The 22081-nt window shown below is 54.4% G+C and carries 21 protein-coding genes; 12 read left to right on the top strand and 9 right to left on the bottom strand.

All coding sequences use genetic code 11. From position 1 onward, the window contains the following. Positions 1–12: 12 nt before the first annotated feature. Positions 13–2589, top strand: coding sequence for an EAL domain-containing protein (locus tag ABO_RS12450; RefSeq protein WP_050731520.1), 2577 nt, complete (start codon positions 13–15; stop codon positions 2587–2589). Between the two features lie 55 nt (positions 2590–2644). Here ABO_RS12450 and ABO_RS12445 read toward each other — a convergent pair whose 3' ends face one another. After that, the gene (locus ABO_RS12445) at positions 2645–2971 is read right to left on the bottom strand and encodes a hypothetical protein (protein WP_011589706.1); all 327 of its coding nucleotides are present in this window, start codon (positions 2969–2971) and stop codon (positions 2645–2647) included. Positions 2972–3172: 201 nt separating this feature from the next. Between ABO_RS12445 and ahpC the strand changes: the two genes are divergently transcribed. From ahpC to ABO_RS12425, 4 genes are all read left to right on the top strand, one after another. Continuing rightward, on the top strand, positions 3173–3736 hold the full coding sequence (gene ahpC, locus ABO_RS12440) for an alkyl hydroperoxide reductase subunit C (RefSeq protein ID WP_011589705.1): 564 nt from the start codon (positions 3173–3175) through the stop codon (positions 3734–3736). Between the two features lie 99 nt (positions 3737–3835). Next, complete coding sequence (gene ahpF / locus ABO_RS12435) at positions 3836–5452, top strand: alkyl hydroperoxide reductase subunit F (protein WP_011589704.1); 1617 nt, start codon at positions 3836–3838, stop codon at positions 5450–5452. A gap of 379 nt (positions 5453–5831) precedes the next feature. Next, on the top strand, positions 5832–6014 hold the full coding sequence (locus ABO_RS12430; RefSeq protein ID WP_041705105.1) for a hypothetical protein: 183 nt from the start codon (positions 5832–5834) through the stop codon (positions 6012–6014). 121 nt (positions 6015–6135) lie between these two features. Further along, the gene (locus tag ABO_RS12425) at positions 6136–6408 is read left to right on the top strand and encodes a hypothetical protein (RefSeq protein WP_011589703.1); all 273 of its coding nucleotides are present in this window, start codon (positions 6136–6138) and stop codon (positions 6406–6408) included. Between the two features lie 46 nt (positions 6409–6454). On the opposite strand, the gene ABO_RS12420 is transcribed toward ABO_RS12425, so the two are convergent. Continuing rightward, a complete protein-coding gene (locus ABO_RS12420) occupies positions 6455–6955 on the bottom strand; it encodes a lactoylglutathione lyase family protein (protein WP_011589702.1) in 501 nt (166 codons plus the stop codon). 110 nt (positions 6956–7065) lie between these two features. On the opposite strand from ABO_RS12420, the gene ABO_RS12415 reads away from it, so the two are divergent. From ABO_RS12415 to yghU, 3 genes are all read left to right on the top strand, one after another. Then, positions 7066–7956, top strand: a complete 891-nt coding sequence (locus ABO_RS12415) for a LysR family transcriptional regulator (RefSeq protein WP_011589701.1) — start codon at positions 7066–7068, stop codon at positions 7954–7956. Between the two features lie 101 nt (positions 7957–8057). Then, positions 8058–9014 carry an MBL fold metallo-hydrolase gene (locus ABO_RS12410; protein WP_011589700.1) on the top strand — a complete coding sequence of 319 codons (957 nt, stop codon included), beginning with the start codon at positions 8058–8060 and terminating at the stop codon, positions 9012–9014. 94 nt (positions 9015–9108) lie between these two features. Beyond that, complete coding sequence (gene yghU / locus ABO_RS12405; RefSeq protein ID WP_011589699.1) at positions 9109–9975, top strand: glutathione-dependent disulfide-bond oxidoreductase; 867 nt, start codon at positions 9109–9111, stop codon at positions 9973–9975. Between the two features lie 73 nt (positions 9976–10048). Here yghU and ABO_RS12400 read toward each other — a convergent pair whose 3' ends face one another. After that, entirely contained in the window at positions 10049–11503 is a 1455-nt protein-coding gene (locus ABO_RS12400) for a protein adenylyltransferase SelO (RefSeq protein WP_011589698.1), read from the bottom strand. A 402-nt stretch (positions 11504–11905) separates the two neighbouring features. Beyond that, positions 11906–12919 carry a putative solute-binding protein gene (locus tag ABO_RS12395; RefSeq protein ID WP_035461642.1) on the bottom strand — a complete coding sequence of 338 codons (1014 nt, stop codon included), beginning with the start codon at positions 12917–12919 and terminating at the stop codon, positions 11906–11908. Between the two features lie 293 nt (positions 12920–13212). On the opposite strand from ABO_RS12395, the gene ABO_RS12390 reads away from it, so the two are divergent. Together ABO_RS12390 and ABO_RS12385 are read left to right on the top strand one after the other, a co-directional pair. Next, entirely contained in the window at positions 13213–14601 is a 1389-nt protein-coding gene (locus ABO_RS12390; RefSeq protein WP_011589696.1) for a cytochrome ubiquinol oxidase subunit I, read from the top strand. Beyond that, on the top strand, positions 14601–15599 hold the full coding sequence (locus tag ABO_RS12385; protein WP_035461647.1) for a cytochrome d ubiquinol oxidase subunit II: 999 nt from the start codon (positions 14601–14603) through the stop codon (positions 15597–15599). The genes ABO_RS12390 and ABO_RS12385 overlap by 1 nt, the downstream gene beginning before the upstream one ends. Positions 15600–15742: 143 nt before the next feature. Here the strand turns inward: ABO_RS12385 and ABO_RS12380 are convergent, their stop codons facing one another. The 3 genes from ABO_RS12380 to ABO_RS12370 all read right to left on the bottom strand — a co-directional run bounded on the left by ABO_RS12380 (position 15743) and on the right by ABO_RS12370 (position 18386). Further along, entirely contained in the window at positions 15743–16432 is a 690-nt protein-coding gene (locus ABO_RS12380) for a type 1 glutamine amidotransferase domain-containing protein (protein ID WP_011589694.1), read from the bottom strand. 79 nt (positions 16433–16511) lie between these two features. Then, entirely contained in the window at positions 16512–17669 is a 1158-nt protein-coding gene (locus tag ABO_RS12375) for an iron-containing alcohol dehydrogenase (RefSeq protein WP_011589693.1), read from the bottom strand. Between the two features lie 108 nt (positions 17670–17777). After that, positions 17778–18386 carry a TetR/AcrR family transcriptional regulator gene (locus ABO_RS12370; RefSeq protein ID WP_011589692.1) on the bottom strand — a complete coding sequence of 203 codons (609 nt, stop codon included), beginning with the start codon at positions 18384–18386 and terminating at the stop codon, positions 17778–17780. A gap of 199 nt (positions 18387–18585) precedes the next feature. Between ABO_RS12370 and ABO_RS12365 the strand changes: the two genes are divergently transcribed. Continuing rightward, entirely contained in the window at positions 18586–19506 is a 921-nt protein-coding gene (locus ABO_RS12365; RefSeq protein WP_011589691.1) for a glutathione S-transferase family protein, read from the top strand. A gap of 11 nt (positions 19507–19517) precedes the next feature. Further along, positions 19518–19742 carry a VF530 family DNA-binding protein gene (locus ABO_RS12360; RefSeq protein WP_041705103.1) on the top strand — a complete coding sequence of 75 codons (225 nt, stop codon included), beginning with the start codon at positions 19518–19520 and terminating at the stop codon, positions 19740–19742. A gap of 126 nt (positions 19743–19868) precedes the next feature. Here the strand turns inward: ABO_RS12360 and ABO_RS12355 are convergent, their stop codons facing one another. Both ABO_RS12355 and ABO_RS12350 read right to left on the bottom strand, forming a co-directional pair. Continuing rightward, positions 19869–20759: a haloalkane dehalogenase gene (locus ABO_RS12355; protein WP_011589689.1), complete on the bottom strand. Its 891-nt coding sequence runs from the start codon at positions 20757–20759 to the stop codon at positions 19869–19871. A gap of 261 nt (positions 20760–21020) precedes the next feature. Further along, positions 21021–21974, bottom strand: coding sequence for an aldo/keto reductase (locus ABO_RS12350; protein WP_011589688.1), 954 nt, complete (start codon positions 21972–21974; stop codon positions 21021–21023). Positions 21975–22081: the final 107 nt, after the last annotated feature.

Genomic DNA, 22081 nt, shown 5'->3' with positions numbered 1-22081 from the left:
TGGACAAATGCCATGCAGGGTGTGCTAGTTGGGGCTGTTACCGTTGCAATCGTGCTGCTGGGGGCGTTGTTGTTTCAGCGTAGCCGGTTGAGGTTGGCTCAGGTAAAAGACAGTGAAGTGCGTTTTCGGCTGGCCATGAAGCATTCTGCTATAGGTATGGCGTTGCTGAGCCCTCGCGGAGAGTGGCAAGCGGTTAACCATGCCTTGTGTGACCTGATGAATTATGACGAAGAGTTGCTGTTGGGCTCCAGTTATCAGGTTATTACCCACCCGGATGACCAGCTCAAGAGCCGGAGTATGCTAGAGGACCTGTTGGCTGGCGAGATCGAGGGCTATTCGCTGGAACAACGATTTATAGCTAGTGGCGGAGAGTCGATTTGGGTGCGATTGTCGGTGTCGTCCGTTAGTGCTGAGGGGGCGGTCAGTTATCTGGTTGCTCAGGTGGAGAACATCCATGCGGCTAAATTGTCCGAACAGGCATTGCAAGAGAGTCGCCAGCGCTTGCAAATGGCGCTGGAGGTGGGTGGTGTAGGCATTTGGCAGTATAGCCCTCAAAATAACGTGTTGTTCTGGGATGAGCGCATGTATGAGCTGTATGGCCTGCAACCAGGGGCGCCAGGGGATGGCTCTCTGGATATTTGGCGAAATAGTGTGCACCCGGACGATTACACTGAGATCACTACAGCATTCCAGCGTGTTATTGATGGCGGGGAAGATTTGGATGCGGAGTTTCGTGTTTGTTGGCCGGGGGGCGAAATTCGGCATATCCGTGTGCGAGCGGAAACCGTAGCTAGGGCCGATGGAGGGGACGCGCTGGTGCTGGGCACCAACTGGGATGTGACGGCAGAAAAGAGCATGCAGCAGTCGCTGGCCCATGAGAAAGAGCGTTTGCGCGTTACGCTGACCTCTATTGCCGATGGGGTGGTCGCCACGGATGAAGCCGGCCGCGTGACCTTTATGAACCCGGTAGCAGAGTCTCTGACGGGTTGGCGAGAAGAAGAAGCAGAAGGGATGCCGGTGGGCGATGTGCTGAAGCTGAGTGAAGATAATGTCAGCGGCCCGTCCCCTAACCCCATCACGGTGGCGTTGAACGGCGGAGATGTCTGCTTCTTGCGCGAGGGCAGTATGTTGCAAAATCGCGATGGCAGCCGCTACGAAATTCAGGATTCCGCGGCTCCGCTCAAGTCCGCAGAGGGCCAGGTAACCGGAGCCGTGATGGTGTTTCGCGATGTTACCACTCGGCGGGCTATGCAGAAGAAGTTACGTTATCACGCTACCCGTGATGCCTTGACCGGCCTCACCAATCGACGGGAATTTGAAAATACCCTGCTGGAATCCCTAGACGAAGAAGGCCCAGAGAACAACATACTGTGTTTTATCGATCTGGATCGTTTTAAAGTGGTGAATGACACCGCTGGCCATGTGGCGGGTGATGCCCTGTTGCGTGAATGCGCGCAGGTGATCGGCCGTCAGGTTCGTGAAGGGGATGTGGTCGCTCGCCTGGGCGGCGACGAGTTCGGTTTGTTGCTACGCCACTGCCCAGCCCAGTGCGCGACACAGATTGCTGAAAGCGTGATTGCCGCCTTAGGCGAGATCCGGTTTGCTTGGAATGAATCACTTTACGACATTGGCGCAAGTGTTGGGTTGGTTCAGCTGGATGCTGACGTGAGTACTGTGGAAGAAGCTATGAGCCGGGCAGATGTGGCCTGCTACGCGGCCAAGCATCGGGGCCGTAATCAGGTTTCTGTGTATACCTCTGACGACAGTGAGGCCTCTCGCCGTCACCTGGAACTGCAGATGGCCGCGGGCTTGCGCGAATCCCTAGAATCGAATCGTTTCCTGCTTTACGCACAAGAAATTCGGCCCATCGACCCCCGCTCGGAACAATCGCATTACGAGGTGTTGTTGCGTCTGCGAGATCGCAATGGCGATATCCTTAGCCCCGGCGCCTTTATTCCGGCGGCAGAGCGCTATCAAATGATGCCGCACATTGACCGCTGGGTGTTGACTCAACTGTTGATCACGCTCAGCGAAGACTTGGCTGCCTTGCCGCACTTGAATCTCGCGATCAATTTATCGGCTACCTCGCTAGACGATCCGACGTTTATTCCATTTCTGGAATCTCTGCTCAATCAGACTCCGCTGTCTCCTGAGCGGCTCACCTTCGAAATCACCGAAACCACCGTGGTCAATCAGTTATCCTCTGCCAGTGACTTGCTTGGGCGTATTCGTGAGCAAGGCTGCAAGGTGGCGCTGGATGATTTTGGTAGCGGCTTCAGTTCGTTCAATTACCTGAAACATTTCCCGGTTGATGTCATCAAAATTGACGGAAGCTTTGTGCGCAACCTGCTGCACTCCAGCGTGGATCGCACTATTGTGGAGTCCATTAACGAGGTGGCCCATCGGCTGGGCGTGCAAACGGTGGCGGAATATGTGGAGGAGCTTGCCCTGATTCCCGTGTTGGAAGAAGCCGGCGTTGATTTTGTGCAAGGCTACGCTATCGGTAGGCCCCAACCATTAAGTGCGTTGTTTGAGCAGCAGCAACCAGAGGGGCTTGGGCTTAGCGGGAAGGTATTGGCTGGCCATTAGCAATGGGGGCGCCGCGTGCAACTCCAATAATAAAGAGCCGCTGGCACTCTTTCAGTCAGGGGGAAGCTTTCCCCGGTGTTTTCAGTTGGATATCTGCCTGCCAGTGCTTCAACTTCTGGGTCATGGAAGGTTGGGCCGTCTCTTCTTGCAATTCCAATGCCCGCCTCTGGAGCCGGTTTTCGGCGTTTTTCGTGCTTCCGGTACTGTCTTTTTTCAGGTCGGTCTGGGGGATGCGGCTTAGGCCGTCATAATCCAGCCCATACTGGTAATCCTGTTCATACACATCGTTCCCACGGATGTAATCGTAGCGCTCCCCATAAGCCGGAGGGGTGTGGCAGCGAATGCCAGCAGTGACCCTGCAGCCAGTACGGTCCGTTGCCATTCTCTGTGCGGCATGGGGCTCTCCAGTTAGGCAAGCTAGTGAGTGAGGCAGGCTTGTTACAGGTTTGCTAGTTCGTTAGTTATTTCCTATCGCTTCAATGAAAGCATCCAAATTTACCAATCGCCATAAAGGCCCCATTCTTGTTCTCGACGAAAACATTAACGCAATCGTTTTACCGATAACTTAGGGAGTCTTGGACACATGGCACTGATCAACAGCGAAATCCAACCGTTCAACGCCACCGCATTCAAGCAGGGCGAATTTGTAGACATTTCAGAAGCGGATGTTAAGGGAAAGTGGGCGATCTTCTTTTTCTATCCCGCCGACTTCACCTTTGTTTGCCCTACTGAGTTGGGCGATGTGGCCGACAAGTATGAAGAGCTGCAGAAAATGGGCGTAGAAGTCTTCTCTGTATCCACCGATACCCACTTCACCCACAAAGCATGGCACGACACCTCCGACACCATCGGCAAGATTAATTACTTCATGGTGGGAGACCAGACCGGCAACATCACCAATAACTTTGGTGTAATGCGTGAAGGCCAAGGCCTGGCTGACCGCGCTACCTTCCTGATTGATCCAGATGGTGTAATCCAGGCAATGGAAATTACAGCTGAAGGTATCGGCCGTGATGCGGACGATCTGCTGCGCAAGGTAAAAGCGGCCCAGTATGTTCGCAACAACCCTGGCGAAGTTTGCCCGGCGAAATGGAAAGAAGGTGAAGCCACTCTTGCCCCGTCTCTGGACTTGGTCGGCAAGATCTAATCTCGCTTCCGATTGTAACAACCCTAGCGACAGTGCCGGGGTTGTTACCCCTTGAATGCTTAAGTTAATGAACACTCTATTTATAGTGAGGGGATACCCATGCTCACGAATGAAATTTTGCAGGCTCTTAAGGGCTACGCCGCCAACATGCAGAAGAAAGTCTCTTTTGTGCTGCAAAGCGGATCCCATGACAAACGCGAGGAACTGGTAACGTTTCTTTCCAGTATCGCGGGTGTCAGTGACAATCTCGCGTTCGAAGAACGGGATCTGGGTGACAGGCTCCGTAGTCCAATCAGTTTTCTGTTAGAAGCCGATGGTGAAGACACCGGTATCCGTTTCTCCGGTATTCCCGCAGGCCATGAATTCAATTCCTTGGTGTTAGCGTTTCTACATGCATCTGGGACCGAAATTAAACTGGACGCGGGTCTTCAGCGCATGGTGGCTAAGGCCAAAGGCGACATGCATTTTGAAGTGTTTATTAGCCTGAGCTGCCATAACTGCCCAGATGTGGTTCAGGCGCTGAATCAGTTCGCCTTGTTGAACCCCAATATCCGTACGGAAATGATCGACGGGGGGTTGTTTCAGGATGTGGTCAGTGACAGGAACATTCAGGGTGTGCCCAGCGTTTACTTGAACGGCGAGTTGTTCGCCAATGGCAAGGTTACCGCCGCTGAGTTGATCGATAAGCTGTTGGCCTACGACCCAAGCCTCGCTGAAGCCGGTGTCGGAGAAAAACTGCCATTGCAGGACGTTACCGTTATCGGGGGCGGCCCGGCGGGTGTTTCCGCCGCAATTTACAGCGCCCGTAAAGGTTTGAAGGTCACCCTGATCGCCGATCGTATTGGTGGGCAGGTGAAAGACACCATGGATATCGAAAACCTGATCTCCGTAAAGAAAACCACCGGCCCGGAACTGTCTGGTGCGCTGCAGGCGCATATGAGCGAATACGATGTGACAGTAAAAGAGCATCTGAGAGTGGCTCGTGTGGAGAAAGGCGATATTAAGACCGTGGTTTTGTCTTCCGGTGAAGCTATCGACACCAAGACGATTATCGTGGCCACCGGCGCCAAGTGGCGCGAACTGGGTGTGCCTGGTGAAAAGGAAAATATCGGCAATGGTGTGGCTTACTGCCCACACTGTGATGGTCCCTTCTTCAAGGGCAAGGATGTCGCTGTCATTGGTGGTGGCAACTCTGGCATCGAAGCTGCGCTGGATTTGGCCGGTATCGTTAAATCAGTGAATGTATTCGAGTTCATGCCAGAGCTGAAAGCGGACAAGGTGCTGGTGGACAAGGCTGAAGCCAAAGCCAACATTACCATTCACCGGAACGTGGCAACCAATCAGATAATGGCCAGTAACGGCAAGGTAGATGCCATTGAATACATTGACCGTGATACTGAGCAATTACATCGACTGCCCTTGCATGGGGTGTTTGTGCAGATCGGACTGGTGCCCAACAGTGACTTTCTAGAAGGGGTGGTTGAGCGTAGTCGGTTTGGAGAAATTGAAATCAACGAGAAGTGCCAGACATCGCAAGAGGGAATTTATGCGGCTGGTGATGTGACCACCGTGCCGTACAAACAGATTGTTATTAGTATGGGCGAAGGCTCCAAGGCTTCCCTGGCTGCTTTTGAATACCTGCTGACACAGAGCGATCGTCTTGATGCCCTGTATGAAAATGACAAGGATGTGCAGAAGGTCGCAGCGGTTGCCTGACCCCAGCGCTAAAAGAGAAAGTCACGGGCATACATAGCGGAAAACGGTACCTTATATTTGCCGCAATCGCTTGCCCTAGCCAGTGCTACCGGCATGGCGCTCAGTAGTGTGGCCTTCTGTGCTGAAGTTGGTAGCTTGTACCTAGGCTTTCTCTGGGCGATGGTTTCATCACTGAGGCGGGGCTGTCATGTCTGCGGGTCTCGCTGCCTGGGTTTTGATATGAGTGAAAGGGATTAGGGGCGGCGCAGCGCAGACATCAAATGCGCCGCCTAAATTTACTCCAATGTGTCCGTTCCGTTAGTAAATTTTGAGAGCGTGAATTGTTGTTAACATAAAACAGAGGGCAGATATGAGCAGAGCTAAAACTGCGGAACGCAGAATGCAATATTCCAGCAACCGGGGCGGGGCCCGCCATGCGGTGCGTTATGTGGAAAGTTCGACTCCGCCTGAAGGGGAGTGCATGCTCTGCGTTGGCTCACTGGCGGATTCGCCGCCGGTAACGTTTGTTGGCCCGGTAGGCGACAGCCGGCCCTTGCCGATGCAGCGTTCTGATGACGAATAGGCTGTCTTGTTCAGGCGAGCAGCGATCTCGAGTTATCATGGGGCATTAAGCTTAAGCTAGGGTGTTGCTTCGGTGTCCAGTAATACTGAATCTGTGGCAAACAATAAAGTAAGCAGAGCAAGTGAATATTGTTATGAATGAAATGGAACAGGCGGAAGACGAATTTGCCCAGAAGGCAATGGTTGAAGCGGTGGAGAATCAGATCGCTGACGGTCATCCCCGCGAGGCCGGCATGGTGATGATGGCGTTGACAAAAAATGGCCTGGACCATGATGAAGCACTGGAAAAAATGGCTGATGTGTTGGCCGTCCATGTAGCTGCAACCATGGAAGACGAAACGCCATTTGATATTAATGCTTACGCTCGCGATTTGCTGCAGCTGGCCAAGGGATAGGCAAGCGTAGTTATAGGGCGAGCACCGTCGCTGTGGCTAGGGGCGTTTAATTATACGCGCCTGCCGAGTACGTCAGCTCGTAACTATGGCTATAGATTTCAAGAATGTTTCCGAAAGGGTCTTCCATGTACACCATGCGGTAAGGCTTCTCGCCAGGGAAGTATTCTCTTACTGGCATTCGCTGTTTGCCTCCTGCGGCCACAATTTTTTCTGCTAGGCCTTCCACATCGGGGTCCTGAACGCAGAAATGGAACACGCCAGTTTTCCAATACTCAAAATTGTTTTCCGGCTTTTCAACATGGTTGAATTCGAAAATCTCCACACCAATACGGTCTCCGGTGGAAAGGTGGGCAATGCGTAATGATGTCCAGCCCTTTCCGAATACGTCGGTGCACATCAGGCCGATAGCACTGTTATCTTCGGTGATGGCAGTGGGGGGCATAATTAAATACCAGCCAAGCACCTGGGTGTAGAAGCGTACGGCGGCATCTAGGTCGGTAACGGATAGGCCGATGTGGGAAAAGTTGCGAGGGTAGGGCTGGTTCATGGTGGGGCCTCATGGCTGGTGGCGATTGCGGCTACGGCATGAGGAAAGCCTAAAAGGGTTGTGTTATAAGATAAATGGAGCTCATCTTATTGCCTCGATAAGGTTTACTTATGATCAGCCCTCAATGGTTGCGTTCTTTTGTGGTGTTAGCGGAGCGGGGCAGTTTCACTCGTACGGCAGACCAGCTGGGGCTGACTCAGGCGGCGGTCAGCCAGCATATTCGACACCTGGAAGAGACCTTGGGGCCGCTGTTGATTCGCCGGCCTCGCCAGATTGAGCTGACGCCGGCAGGTCAGGCACTGCTGATGTATTGCGCAGACCTGGAGCAGGCAGAAAAACGGCTAAATTTGCGCTTGTCCGGGGAGGATGATCGGCAGGGTGAAATCAGCCTGATCAGCCCCGGCAGCATTGGTTTGTCTCTGTATCCTTTGCTGCTGGATTTGCAGGCCTTATACCCTGGTTTGACGATGCGTCATCGTTTTGCTCCCGATCATGATGTTCTTAAGGCTGTGGGAAATAATGACTTTGAGTTAGGTCTGGTTACCATCAAGCCAGACGACCCGCGACTGGCGGCGTGTCTTTTTGCGCAGGAACCACTGGATTTGGTCGTACCAGCTAAAGTTATGGTGAGTTGTTGGGAAGATCTTGAAAACCTAGGGTTTATTGATCATCCGGATGGGCAGGCCATGGCGTCACGGCTATTGAGCAGAGTCTTTCCGGGAAATCGCGGCATTCGCAGTATTGCGTGCAAGGGGTTTGTGAATCAGATTGGTTTGATTCTGGATCCAGTGGCGCGGGGGTTTGGTTTTACAGTGCTTCCACGCTATGCCCGCGAAGCCTATGCCTGGCCTGATGCAATTCGGGTGGTGGAAATGGACCCTCGTGTGGTCGATTCATTGTGGCTGATTTATCGTGCGCAATGGACGCTGTCGGCCCGCGCCCGGTTTGTGGCGAGCGAGTTGGCTTCCCGTTTAACGGGGAAGACGCTGGAGCTGGTGTAGCGGTGTCAGGCAAGCTTGGCGATTGCGACTAGGGTCGAATGCAAGTGGCCTGCCTCTTCCTCTATAGTCAGGGCTGCCATTGACCTGCAAGGAGTTGCTTCATGCCCTTCCAGCCTTATGCCGATCTCGGCCAGCATATCACCCGTATTGATACCGCCTTGATGCGCGATGGGCTGGCGGCCTGTTATCTGCTCCAGGGCGGTGATGAGTACGCCATCATCGAGACGGGCACGCATAATACCGTACCGATTATTCTCGCCCTGCTGGAACAGCGGGAGATCGAGCGTGAACAGGTCAAGTTCGTGATTCCCACCCATGTGCATCTTGACCATGCGGGGGGCGTAGGAGGGTCGATGCAGGCGTTGCCGGTCGCCACCTTGTTGATTCATCCCCGTGGCGCCCGGCACATGATTGACCCTTCCAAGCTCAAGGCGGGGGCCATCGCGGTATACGGTGAAGACGCCTTTGCCAAAACCTATGGCGATGTGATTCCCGTGCAGGCTGACCGTGTGCGAGAGATGAACGAAGGTGACCATGTTCTGGTCGGTGACCGGCGCCTGGACTTTTACGATACCCCAGGTCATGCCCGTCATCATTTCTGTGTTTTTGATTCGCTTTCTTGCGGTATTTTTACCGGTGATACCTTTGGTTTGTCTTACCCGCCACTGACTACCGAAAAAGGTCCCTTCATTTTACCCACCACCACCCCGGTGCAGTTCGATCCGGACGCATTGAAACTGTCGATTCGTAAATTACTGGCACTGAATCCCAAGCGCATGTTCCTGACCCATTACGGTGTGCTGGAGACGCCTCAGGAGCCGGGGGAGCGTTTACTGGCTATGGTGGATGATTACGTGGCATTGGCAAAAAAAGCGGCACCGGGCGATGACGCGACCTTGCTGCAACGGCTGGAGGCGGCGATGCGAGCGTATATGTTCGACAAAGCCCGTGACCATGGTGTGTCGCTATCGGATGAAGCCCTGCAAGATGCGTTGGGGTTTGATATTAATCTCAACAGCCAGGGGTTGATGGTATGGCTTGGGCAGCAAGCGGATTGATTCATTCAGCTGAAAAAATGGATCGCATGATTGCCCTTGTTCACTTGCACGCTGCTGGCCATAGTAGCGGCATTGATTCTCTTTAGGAGCCCGCATGTCTGACGATACCTACACCCCGCCTCGGGTCTGGAAATGGGACCAGGAAAACGGTGGCAAATTCGCCAATATTAATCGTCCTATTGCCGGCCCCACCCACGACCAAGCACTGCCGGTTGGTGAGCACCCTTTGCAGCTTTATTCGCTAGCCACCCCCAACGGGGTGAAAGTCACCGTGATGCTGGAAGAACTGCTGGAAAAGGGGCACACCGGTGCGCAGTACGATGCTTGGATGATCAAGATTACGGAGGGTGATCAGTTCGGCAGTGGCTTTGTGGAGGTGAATCCAAATTCCAAGATTCCCGCGCTGATGGACCATAGCGTCAATCCGCCCCAGCGGGTGTTCGAGTCCGGCAGTATTCTGCTTTATTTGGCGGAAAAGTTTGGTGCCTTTTTGCCCAGGGAGCTGGCGACCCGCACCGAAACCCTGAGCTGGCTGTTCTGGCAGATGGGCAGTGCGCCGCTACTGGGGGGCGGTTTCGGCCATTTCTATGCCTACGCGCCGGAAAAGTATCAATACCCCATCGACCGTTACACCATGGAGATCAAGCGTCAGCTGGATGTATTGGACCGGCGTTTGGCGGATAACGAATACCTGGCCGGTGATGAATACACCATCGCGGATATGGCGGTGTGGCCCTGGTACGGCGCTCTGGTGACTAACAAAGTGTATGAAGCGGCGGAGTTTATTGAAGCCCACACTTACACCAATGTACTGCGCTGGACTAACCAAATCGGTGAGCGTCCGGCAGTAAAGCGTGGCCTCATGGTGAACCGGGCCTGGGGCGAGCCGTCCAGCCAGTTGCATGAGCGTCACGATGCTAGCGACTTCGAGTTGAAAACGCAGGACAAAGTGCAGGGCTGATGGTGTTCATCGAGCGCTGAATGTCGGATTACGCTCAGCTGTAATCCGACAGAATGCTAAGACGCTGCCTCGTTCAGGTGCCACAAAAAGTCTGGTGGACTTGCTCGCAGGGTGCGGCGGGTTGCCGATAACGGTCATCACTGTCCCGGTCCGCATAGGGGGCGGAGAGTGCTTGCAGCAAGGCATGGGTGGGTGTCATATCGTTATCCTCGCTGGCCGCCTGGAGGGCTTGCTCCACCAAGTGGTTGCGTGGAATCACCGCCGGGTTGTGATTACGCATCAGGCACAACGATGAGGCCAGTGGTTTGCTGTTGCGGGCCAGCCGAGCCCGCCACCGTTGGTGCCAGTGCTGGAACGCTTCGCTTTGGTATTGCTCGCCATCAGGCAGGCCGTCCTGGATTAGATCACGGAAGGTATTGGTGTAGTCCGCGTTCTGCGCATGCATCCAGGTGAGCAAATCGGCAATCAGCGTATCGTCCTCGGTTTCGCTGCCGAACAACCCCAGCTTCTTGTTCATCATGGCGCGCCACTTTTCTTCGTAACGCAGGCTAAATGATTTTAGTGATGTGGTGGCTTTTTCGATCGCGATGTCTGTGTTGTCGTCCATCATTCTGAGCAGCGTTTCCGCAAAGCGGCCCAGGTTCCACTGGGTAATGCTGGGTTGGTTACCATAGGCATAGCGGCCCTGGTGGTCGATGGAGCTGAACACCGTGTTCGGGTCAAAGCGATCCATAAAAGCACAAGGGCCAAAATCGATACTCTCGCCGGATAGGGTTACGTTGTCGGTGTTGAGCACACCGTGAATAAAACCTACCCGCATCCAGTCGACCACCAAGTCTATTTGCCGATCCATCACGGCTTCGAATAGAGCCAAGGCTTTATTCTCTGCCCCTTCCAAGGCGGGGTAATGGCGCGCGATGGTGTAATCCACCAGTTTTTCCAGCAACACAGGGTCTTGTTGTCCGGCGGCGTACTGGAAGGTGCCGACACGAATATGTGATGCCGCCACCCGGGTCAGGATGGCCCCGGGAAGCAGGGTGTCCCGGCGCACTCTGTCGCCGGTGCGGGTAACGGCCAGGCTGCGAGTGGTAGCAATATTCAGCGCGTGGAGCGCTTCGCTGACAATGTATTCGCGCAACATGGGGCCAAGGGCTGCACGGCCATCGCCACCTCGGGAAAAAGGAGTGCGGCCGGCGCCTTTAAGCTGGATGTCATGGCGTTGCCCGTGGCCATCCAGCTGCTCACCCAGCAGAACAGCGCGGCCATCGCCGAGCATGGTCAGGCTGCCAAACTGGTGGCCCGCATAAGCCTGGGCGATGGGTTCACTGCCTGCCAGTAATTCATTGCCACTGAAAAATTCGGGGTGCTCCGACAGGGCTTCGCTATCCAGCCCCAGCTCTTGGGCTAGATTATCGTTGAACAAGACAAAGGCGGGTGTACTGACCGGTTGCGGGAGGCAATCTGAGAATAGGGCCTCGGGCAGCCGACGGTAGGTGTTGTCGAAACGGAAGCCGAACGCGCTTGGCATGCAATATCCTGAATGGTGGCAGTAATGTGGTCGCCTACAGAGTATCAGAGTCTGTACGGACGGGAGACCTTGCCGATTTGGTCGTTCGCCCAGCCTGTAGCATTTCACGGTGCTTTTCTTGGTGGGGCTGCGAGTTAACGGAACCGTGCGAGAACGTTTGCTAAGGGTTTTACTGTCCCCCTAGGTAAGGGCCTCTTGTCGTTCTGGGGCTTATTATTTTAAAGGGCAGCAGTGCGAATACCTGCCGAGATCAGATCCATAAATCGCTATAGATTAGATTTATAACAGCCAGGTTCCGGCGCATCCGTGATGTGGGTTTGGCGTGGAACTAAGGTGAGGATGGGAAAGGGGTAAAGCGCACCGCCGCCAGAATACATGGCGACGGTGTGTGAGGAGGAGGGGTTATTCTTGTGGGTTTACACACTCCGCCCGTGATGGCTCCTGTTTGCAGCGTACCTTAAGCAGCAGGGACATCATGTCTTTGCTGTAGACGCCTTTTTCAGTCAGCCCAATCCGCGCTTCGCGCATCATTTCGTCGTAGCGCAGCTTGCCTTCCTTAGAAATGCGAATCCACCAGCGCTCAGCGATTTCGTTGCTGGCGTTATCGATTAGCTTCATGGCGCGGTCAAACTGGCCGAACATAAAGGCGCGGGATTTCTCGCCAAAGCCTTCAGGGAATTTTTCATGTTTGAGGATAATCTGGGCGCTCAGCTGACCGAGCACATAATCCTGAAGGCCGCCATCGGGGGCCATGCCTTTATAAAGCTCAAGCGCAGAGTAGCCCATCACCGGGGCAAAGCAGACATCGACAGAGCCATTGTTAAAGCGAGTTGAGAAGTTGGTGATATCAGACATAACCGGGGACATGCCAACGCGGGAGGCCATGTGGGCTTGGGCGCTGTCATATTCTAGTACGGCGATGGATTTACCCGCCAGTTCTTCCACGGTGTCAATTTCACGGTCCTTGAGGAACAAGAAAGCGGCACCAAGCGGAACAATACCGCCCACTTCATACGGGCCGGCAACCAAATGTTTGTTGACGCTGGGGCTGTTGCTGGCAATCACAGCGATGACAGTTCTCATGGCGTCGTAGGTAGGAATAGCGCCGATGGAGTCCATGCTGCCAGTATATCGGTTGAACTGACGGCCACGGATACCGGTGAGAACGGCAGCATCACACTGGCCGGCTTTTAGGTCTTCGGAAGCGATTTTCTCATCGGTGTAAGGTTTCAGTTCAACATCTACGCCCCAAGCTACAGCGGCAGTTTTGTAGTCGCGCATGATATTAAAGGTGTCGCCATTGGCACCGATGAGATCAAAGACGCAGAAGCTGCGCTTGGTTAACGCCATGGCGTTGCCGCTTAGGGATAACATGGCTGCGGTGGCTAGGGCTACCAGCCCCATTCTTCTTTTCATGTAATGCTCTCCGAAAGTGAACTTATTATGCATGATCTGGTTGAACTACCAGTTTCATGGCATGCATTTTGTTGGCTAAAGTGGATACATGCTGTGCATAACGTGTAGTGGTCGAGGTATAGAAATGTTGCCACTGTATACAGCATGTTAACACCTGCGGAATTTGTTGTCGTGTATTTTGCGGTTGATCGAGGTTAAACATGGACCATTTGTCTCATTTAGCTTGCAAGTTTCTATGATATTGTCTCTAGGAGTGAACCCCTGCCATTCAATTAAGCGAAGGAGTTGCTTCGGTGGAATTTGATCCGTTCCTGTTGGCCCGGCTTCAGTTTGCCGCCAACATCAGCTTTCATATCTTGTTTCCTACTATCACCATAGGCCTGTGTTGGGTGCTCTTTTATTTCCGGTTGCGCTACACCTTCTCCGGAGATAAGGCTTGGGAATATGCCTATTTTTTCTGGGTGAAGATTTTTGCACTCAGTTTTGCATTGGGTGTGGTGTCCGGCATCACCATGAGTTTCCAGTTCGGCACTAACTGGCCAGGCTTTATGGAAAAGGCGGGGAACATTGCCGGGCCATTGCTAGGGTACGAAGTGCTGACCGCGTTTTTTCTTGAGGCCTCGTTTCTTGGCATCATGCTGTTCGGTAAAAACCGTGTCTCCAATCGCCTCCACCTGACGTCCTGTGCGTTAGTGGCTGTGGGCACCAGTTTTTCCGCATTTTGGATTCTCAGCCTTAATTCTTGGATGCAGACGCCAACAGGGTTTCGCTTGGAGGATGGCGTTTTTTACGTGGATAGCTGGTGGACGGCGATCTTTAATCCTTCGTTTCCCTATCGCCTGGCGCATATGTTTAATGCCTCTCTCCTTACCGCCGCGTTCCTGATTATGGGGGTTAGTGCCTGGCGGGCCATGCGCAGGGTCGATGGCCCAGCTACCTGGAAAGTGATGCGCACCGGCGCGGTGATGGCTGCGGTACTGGCTCCCTTGCAAGTCTGGATAGGCGATCTTCACGGCTTGAATACCCTAGAACACCAACCGGCCAAGATTGCCGCCATGGAAGGGGTATGGGAGACCGAGAGCAATGTCCCGCTGACCCTATTTGGATTCCCTGATGAGGAGCAGCGTACTACTCATATGGCCATTAAAGTGCCCGGCTTGGGCAGCCTTATCCTGACCCATGACTGGAATGGTGAACTGAAAGGGTTGAACGATTTTGAGGGCGACCATCCGCCGGTGGCGCCCGTGTTCTGGTCTTTTCGGGTCATGGTGGGCGTAGGGGTATTGATGGTGTTGGTCGGTTGGTGGGCCGCTTGGCGATTGTTCCGGCGACGTGATGAAAACCGGGATGCTCAAGTATGGTTATTGCGGGCCCTATCGGTGATGACATTTTCGGGCTGGGTGGCGGTCTTGGCTGGCTGGTATGTCACCGAGATTGGCCGCCAGCCGTGGATGGTCAGTGGCCTGATGCGAACCTCCGAGGTGGTAGCAGATCACAGTAGCGCCACGGTCATGGGCACGTTGTTTGGTTACGTATTGCTGTACGTCTTTCTATTGGTGTCTTACATCGCGGCATTGCGCTACATGGCCACCAAGCCGGCGCGCTCCTTGTCTCTGACCCCACAGCAGCGGGCTATGAAAGCTGAACGAGCCGACGATGAACAAGCAGAAGGAGAAGCGTGATGGATATTGGATATTGGCTTCCGTTGTTCTTTGCCGGCGCCATGGGGTTGGCGCTGCTGATTTATGTGGTGCTCGATGGCTATGACTTGGGCATCGGTTTGCTATTGCCGTTTGCCGATGAAGAAGAGAAAGATGTCATGGTGGCCGCCATTGGCCCGTTTTGGGATGCCAACGAAACCTGGATTGTATTGGGGGTTGGTATTTTACTAATTGCTTTTCCTCAGGCCCACGGGTTAGTGCTCACTTCTCTCTACTTGCCTGTAACGCTGATGTTGATGGGGCTGATACTTCGCGGTGTGTCGTTCGACTTCCGCGTTAAGGCTGGCGACAAACATAAGGGCAAATGGAACTCGCTATTTGCAGTGGGTTCGCTGGTCGCGTCAGTATCGCAGGGCTGGATGCTGGGTGCTTTTGTGACGGGGCTTACCGGGGATGCCACCAATATTATGTTCGCTATCCTGATCGCACTGGCGTTACCGGCACTTTACATCATGCTGGGTGCCTCCTGGTTGCTAATCAAGACGGAAGGCGCGTTGTTTAACAAGGCAGTGCGTTGGGGGCGGCGGGCAGTCTTGCCTATGGGCGGCTTTTTACTGCTTATTTCCGTTGCTACGCCCTTGGTCAGTGAAGCCATTGCAGACAAATGGTTCACTCTGCCAAACGCTATCGGCTTGATGCCCATTCCGATTGCTACCGCACTGGCTTATGCGGGGCTGATCTGGGTATTTAACAGCCGTAAGATTTTGGATAATGGTTATGGCTGGCTGGCGTTCTTGTCTCTGATTGTGATGTGTGTGCTGGCGAGTCTTGGCCTGGCCTACAGTTTATTTCCGGATATTGTGCTGGGTCGGTTGTCGATTTGGGAATCAGCTTCAGCCACGGAGTCGTTGTTGTTCACGTTTTGGGGAACGGTGATTACATTGCCGATGATTCTTGGCTATACGTTCTTCATTTATCGGGTGTTTCGTGGGAAGGCAACAGACCTTAGTTACGAGTAAATAAGGCAGGGGAGGCAGTGCCTCCTGCCTCCTGCGATTAAAAGGGCGCCTGCCGGCCACAACGGCTGCCAATTGACAGGTTGATAAAATGAGCCTCACGTGAGGCTCATTTTTTTTGCGTTCCTGGCGTCGGGCTCGGGCATTTAATGCCGGCTGGAGTGGTCTAAAAGGGCCAGTATTGCTTTAGCACTGTCTGCGGATGAGGCGGGGTTCTGCCCGGTCACCACATTACCGTCAGTGACCACATGGCTGGCCCAGTCCTCCCCTTTCTTGTAGAGCCCACCGTTAGCTTTGAGCATGTCTTCCACCAAGAAAGGAACCACGTGGGTGAGTTGTACGCCCTCTTCCTCACCATTGGTGAAGCCGGTAACGGTACGGCCTTTAACCAGTGGTTGGCCGTTGTGGCGCGTGTGACGGAAAATCGCCGGTGCGTGGCAGACCGCGCCCACAGGTTTGCCCGCATCGTTAAACGATTCAACCAGGGCAATAGAGGTGGCATCTTCTGCTAAATCCCAAAGCGGGCCGTGCCCGCCAGGATAGAACACCGCATCAAATGCATCGGCGTGTATTTCCGCCAGAGTCCGAGTGTTGGCCAGTGCGGCTTGAGCCTCGCTGTCCTGGTTGAATCGGTCCGTGGCTGCGGTTTGTGCGTCCGGTGTGGCGCTGTTTGGGTCGAGAGGGGGCTGACCGCCTTTGGGCGAAGCCAGGGTGATCTGCGCACCGGCATCTTTGAAAACATAGTAGGGTGCGGCGAACTCCTCCAGCCAAAAACCGGTTTTATGGCCGGTATCGCCCAGTTGATTGTGGGAGGTAAGAATCATCAGAATATTCATTGGGTGATCTCCGTTCTGTGATTTCACCATCACCCCGGGTCGGGATGATGGTGTTGTAAAGGGAGTGCTCGCGCCCTTGTTAAAGGCTGGCGTGCAGTACTCGGCGGCATACCTCAGGGGTGACGTCGTTGTGTTCCCCCAGAGCCGTCATGCCATGCGCTTCAAGGCTGTCGATAAGCGGCTCAATGTGCTCGGCAGCCAATTGATAGTCCGCTAGCCGGGTTTTCACGCCTAGGCCTTCGAAGAAATCACGGGTTTTTTCAATGGCCAAATCCGCCTTCTGTTCATCACTGCCTTCGTTGATAGCCCAAACCCGCTGCGCGTACTGCACCAGTTTGTCGCGTTTTGCTTCCTTGCGCTCAGCCAGCATTGTCGGGAGGACAATGGCTAAGGTTTGAGCATGATCCAGGCCATGCAGGGCCGTGAGCTCATGCCCCAGCATATGTGTAGCCCAGTCCTGAGGAACGCCGGAGCCAATCAGGCCATTCAGCGCTAGGGTGGCCACCCACATTAGGTTAGCGCGTACCTGATAATGTTCTGGTTCCGCTAAGGCCTGCGGGCCAATTTCAATCAGCGTTTGCAGCAAGCCTTCCGCGAATCGGTCTTGCACGGGAGCGTCGGCTGGATAGGTCAGGTATTGCTCAACAATATGAACAAAGGCATCGACCACACCGTTGGCCACTTGCCGGGGCGGCAAGGTGTAGCTTTTAGTGGGATCCAACACGGAAAATTGCGGGAACACATGCTCACTGTGGAAAGGGAGCTTCGCATGCAGCGACTTGCGCGTTACCACGGCGCCCTTGTTCATTTCCGATCCCGTGGCGGGCAAGGTCAGTACCGAGCCGAACGGTAGGGCGCGGTGAATATTGCTGCCGCCCTTGAGCAGGATGTTCCAAGCATCCCCCTCGAATAGCGAAGCCGCCGCGACAAACTTGGTGCCGTCGATTACGGATCCTCCGCCCACAGCCAGCAGATAATCGATGCCATCACGCTGTACCACGCTCACCGCTTCCATCAGGGTTTCAAAACTGGGGTTGGGTTCAATGCCACCAAAGAGCTGTACGCGACGATCGCCCAATGCCGCTTCCACTTCGGTCAGGGTGCCGGTGCGGCGCGCGCTTTCGCCCCCAAACAGAATCAGCACGTTGGCGTTGGCGGGAACCAGGGTGTCGAGAGCCGCAATTTTTCCTTCGCCAAAGGCGATACGAGTGGGGTTGTAGAAATCAAAGTTGTTCATGATGCGGTATCCTTGGTCGGTGATGCGTTTAAATTAGACCGGTCGTCTATAGATGGCCGGTAAAAAAGCCCGCTAAACCGCGGGCCTGTGGCGTTCTGTGTTTGTGTGTTAGCGAGCGAGCAGGTTTTGGGTCAGCGTCATGGCCTGGTTCATGGGTTGCGCATTGCGGTGCAGCTTAGTGAGCAGGCTGGCGCCCAGCCATAATTGATAAAGGTTGCCTGCGGTTTGATGGGCAGGTTGCGAGTGTAGAGAGCCATCGGCAATGGCGGCGTCGATGCAGTCGGCAATGCGTGAAATGATTTGCTCGGTGCCATCACGCAAAGTGAGGCGCATGGCTTCAGAGAGGTCGGCAACTTCGGCGCTGAGTTTGACCACTAGGCAATCACCTAGGCCGGTGGGGCCGCAGTAGTTTTCTTGCCAGTCTTGCCAATACTGCATCAGCCTGCCGATGGCTGGAGTGCTGTCATCGGCAAAACGGCAATCCAGATCCTGCAGGTAGTGGGTAAAGTAATCTTCCAGTAAGGCTTGGCCAAACCGCTCTTTGGACTGAAAGTAATGGTAGAACGACCCTTTCGGTACACCGGCGGCTTGCAGAATGGCGCTCAAACCCACAGAACTGAAACCGCGTGCAGCGAGAATCTCGCGGCCAGTATCCAGCAGGTGCTGGCGGGTATCGCGATGTTTGTCAGGCTGTGGCGTGGCGACGTGTTCGGTCATGGAGGTTATCCTAACAGTAAATTAGACCGGTCGTCTAGGGGCGCGACCCGGCGTACAACACGAGGATGACGCACCAGCAGCAAAGCGTTTCGCCCATTATGGCGTTTCCAATGCAAGGGGAACGCAATGCGCGCTTGACCTTCACGCCCGTGGGGACGAGGCTTGCCGGCACATTGTTGGCGTAGCATAGGATGCCTTTATGTCGGAACTGATTCTACACCATTACACACTCTCGCCGTTTTCCGAAAAGGCCCGGGCCATGTTGGGCTATGCGGGCCTAGAGTGGCAGTCGGTCACGGTGCCAGAAATGCCGCCGCGGCCTAAACTCGCGCCGCTGGCGGGTGGTTATCGGAAAATTCCGGTGGCTCAAATCGGCGCCGACATTTTTTGTGATACCCGCACGCTGAGTCGCGAAATTGCCCGGTTGGCAAACAAGCCTGAGTTGGTCGTGGAAAATTGCAGCCAAGAGGTACAAAACTTTGTTAGCGAAGTGGACCTGTCGATTTTCCTGGCGTCTATTGTCACGGCAGGGAATCTCACCCTGTTGCGCCGGGTTTTGAAAGAATCGTCCTTACTGGGCCTGGGGCGCCTGCTGGTGGACCGGATAAGAATGGGCAGTAAATCGAAAGTGAAGACGGGTAGCCCGAAAACAATGCGGCGCCAAGTGGCGGCGCACCTAAATCATATGGAAACTTTGCTAACAGGGGATTTCCTGTTTGGCGATACCCCCAATGCTGGGGACTTTTCCGCCTATCACAGCCTTTGGTTTCGCCGCGATTTAGCGGGCCGACCGCTAGCCAGTAGCCACCCGAAAGTGGATGCCTGGATGAACAGGATGCAGGCTTTCGGTCAAGGCTTACGAAAGGATATTAGCGCCGATAAGGCCTTGGATATTGCACGCCAGGCCGAGCCGCGGGCTCTGCCGGTACAGGTTGAGCAAGCCCCCTTGCTCGGGCAATCTGTGCGTGTAGCCCCATGCGATTATGGCCGTGATCCCGTATTGGGCGAGCTCTGCTATTGCGATGCCAACACTCTGGTGTTGCGCCGTAACGACCCCGTGGTGGGGCAGGTTCATGTGCACTTTCCCCGCGAGGGTTACGTGTTGTCCAAGGCTCACTGAAGGGGCTATTGATGAATCAGCCGAACAATCCCTTGCATGGCGTCACCCTAGAAACGGTGGTGAAGCGCCTGGTTGAACATTATGGCTGGGAAGAGCTGGGTGATCGCATTCGAATTAATTGCTTTATCAGTGATCCCTCAGTGAAATCCAGCTTGAAGTTTTTACGCAAAACCCCCTGGGCGAGGGAGAAAGTGGAAACGTTATTTGTCGACACCTTTTCCCGTGAGCCGCGCTGACCACGATAGTCATTAGGCCAATGAACCTAGCGAGGTAATCCGACATAGCAGGCAAGCCGCCTGATCGCCCAAAAGAGGGGGCGCGCGGGCGGGCACCCCCTCCATTTGATGCCGCGGTAGCCTTAATTAGTCCATGCCTGCCAGCAAATTATTCACGGCTTGGGCAAACTGCACCGGCGAATCCTCCTGCAAGAAATGTCCGCCCACCAGGGTTTGGTGTGGTTGCCCCTGGGCGCCGGGAATGCGTTCTTGCATGTATTTATCCCCTCCGCGGGTAATCGGGTCGCCGTTGCTGAAGGTCGTTAAGAACGGCTTTTTCCATTGCTCCAACGCCTTCCACGCTGCACGGTTAGCTTGCGTGGCCGGGTCGTTCGGTGTCACCGGCACCAGCTTGGGAAAAGCACGTGCGGCGGTTTTGTATTTTCTATTGGGGAATGGCGCCTCGTAGGCACGGATTTCGTCGGGGCCGAGTTTGCGGAAAGTGGCGACATTGAGAATGCGGGAAATTGGCAGTACCGGGCTGTGGATCGCGAACGCTTTCCAAATATGGAACGCCTTTGGGGCCTGCTCGTCTCCGGTGGGCAGCATGCCGTTACCCACCACAATAGCGCGGAATCGGGATTCGTTCTCCGCGGCCATCCGCAGCCCAATCAGTGAGCCCCAGTCCTGGCACACTAAGGTGATTTCGGTGAGCTCAAGCTGGTCGAGTAAGGACTTAACCCAGTCCATGTGGTTTTGGTAACTATAAGCATTGATATCCGTTGGCTTGTCGGATTTACCGAAACCGATCAAGTCCGGGGCGATCACCCGGTGGCCCGCCGCCGCACAAATCGGAATCATGTGCCGATATAGATAGGACCACGTTGGTTCCCCATGCAGCATCAGAATGGGCTTGCCGTCGGCTGGCCCCTCATCCACGTAATGCATGCGCAGCCCGTCCACGGTTACGTAGTTTGGCTCGAAAGGGTAGTCGAGCAATCGCTCGAAGCGGGAATCTGGGGTGCGCAAGTAATCCATGGTCGATCCTTTTTGCTATTAAGGCGCCGCTAAAAAGCGCCGTGAATGCTGGGCCTTAAGCGCACATCGGTTGAACCCAATCCCTAGGAAGGGGCGCCCCCGCCCGTGAAGGCAAGAAACAACCGCTGCACGCGTAAGGCCACGTTAAGCACGTAAGGCGTTTTTCAGTGGCTCCCTGATAATGGAGTGTGGGAAATCAATGCCAGTAGATGCAGGTGCCGGCCACGGCGTTACAAAAACCCCTCGATTTTTTTGCTAGCGTCAATCATCCCAAAGATTAGCGACAGTGTAATCGCTGCCCGGTTGTGCCCAGAAACCACCGTCCACGTAACGGCGATGCTTGTCCAGTGAGCGAATGGCATCCATGTCCTCGTCGCTGAGGGTCAGTTCCTCGGCAGCCAGGTTTTGTTTTAGGCGCTCCGGGTTAACCGATTTGGGGATTACCGCTGTGTTGCGATGTAGAGCCCAGCTGATCAACACTTGAGCCGGGCTGGCACGATGACGGTCAGCAATCTCATGGATAATCGGGTCTTCCAGCAGTGCCGGTTCGCCCTCAGCTTTTAAGCCAGCGGGGCGATCGGATGAGCCCAGTGGAGCATAGGCCGTGAGATGGATGCCTTGTTGTTGGCAGAAATCCAGCATGCTCTGTTGTTGCAAATAAGGATGTAGCTCTACTTGGTTCATGGCGGGTTTGCGTTGTGCCTTGCCTATTAAATCCTGCAGTTTTTTTACGCTGAAATTCGACACGCCGATCTGCCGAGTCAGATTGTTGTCCACCAGCGCTTCCATGGCCGCCCAGGTGGTTTCCACCGGTAAATCGTTCAGTGACACCATGTCGTCGGCAGATTCAGGAAAGGATACGCCCGGCTTCAGAGCGACCGGCCAGTGCATGAGATAAAGGTCGAGATAATCCAGCTGCAGGTTACGTAAGGTGGTTTCCAGTGCGGGCTGAACATCCTCGGGGGCATGGTCACTGTTCCACAGTTTTGAGGTAATCCACAATTGTTCGCGGGTTACTGTGCCGGCGGACAATACATCGCTTAGGGCTCTGCCGATTTCGTCCTCGTTGCCATAAATATGGGCACAGTCGATATGCCGATAACCCATCTCAATGGCGCTTCTGACGGCGTTGTACACCTCGCCGGGAGCGGATTTCCAGGTGCCCAGGCCCAGCATGGGTAGGGTGTCACCATTTTCGAAAGTCAGCGTTTTCATGGTCTGCTCCTGTTAAGCCTGTGTGTATTTGCGTTTCTGATAGTGGGACTTTGCCAGTGGCGGTTGGGTTCCTGATGAATCCTGGTTTGATTCCCGGCAGGCTGGGG

The sequence above is a fragment of the Alcanivorax borkumensis SK2 genome, assembly GCF_000009365.1.
In the GTDB taxonomy this organism is placed as follows: Bacteria; Pseudomonadota; Gammaproteobacteria; order Pseudomonadales; family Alcanivoracaceae; genus Alcanivorax; species Alcanivorax borkumensis.
The sequence above is the reverse complement of the archived record's forward strand: the minus strand, read 5'-3'. Positions and strand labels throughout refer to the sequence as shown.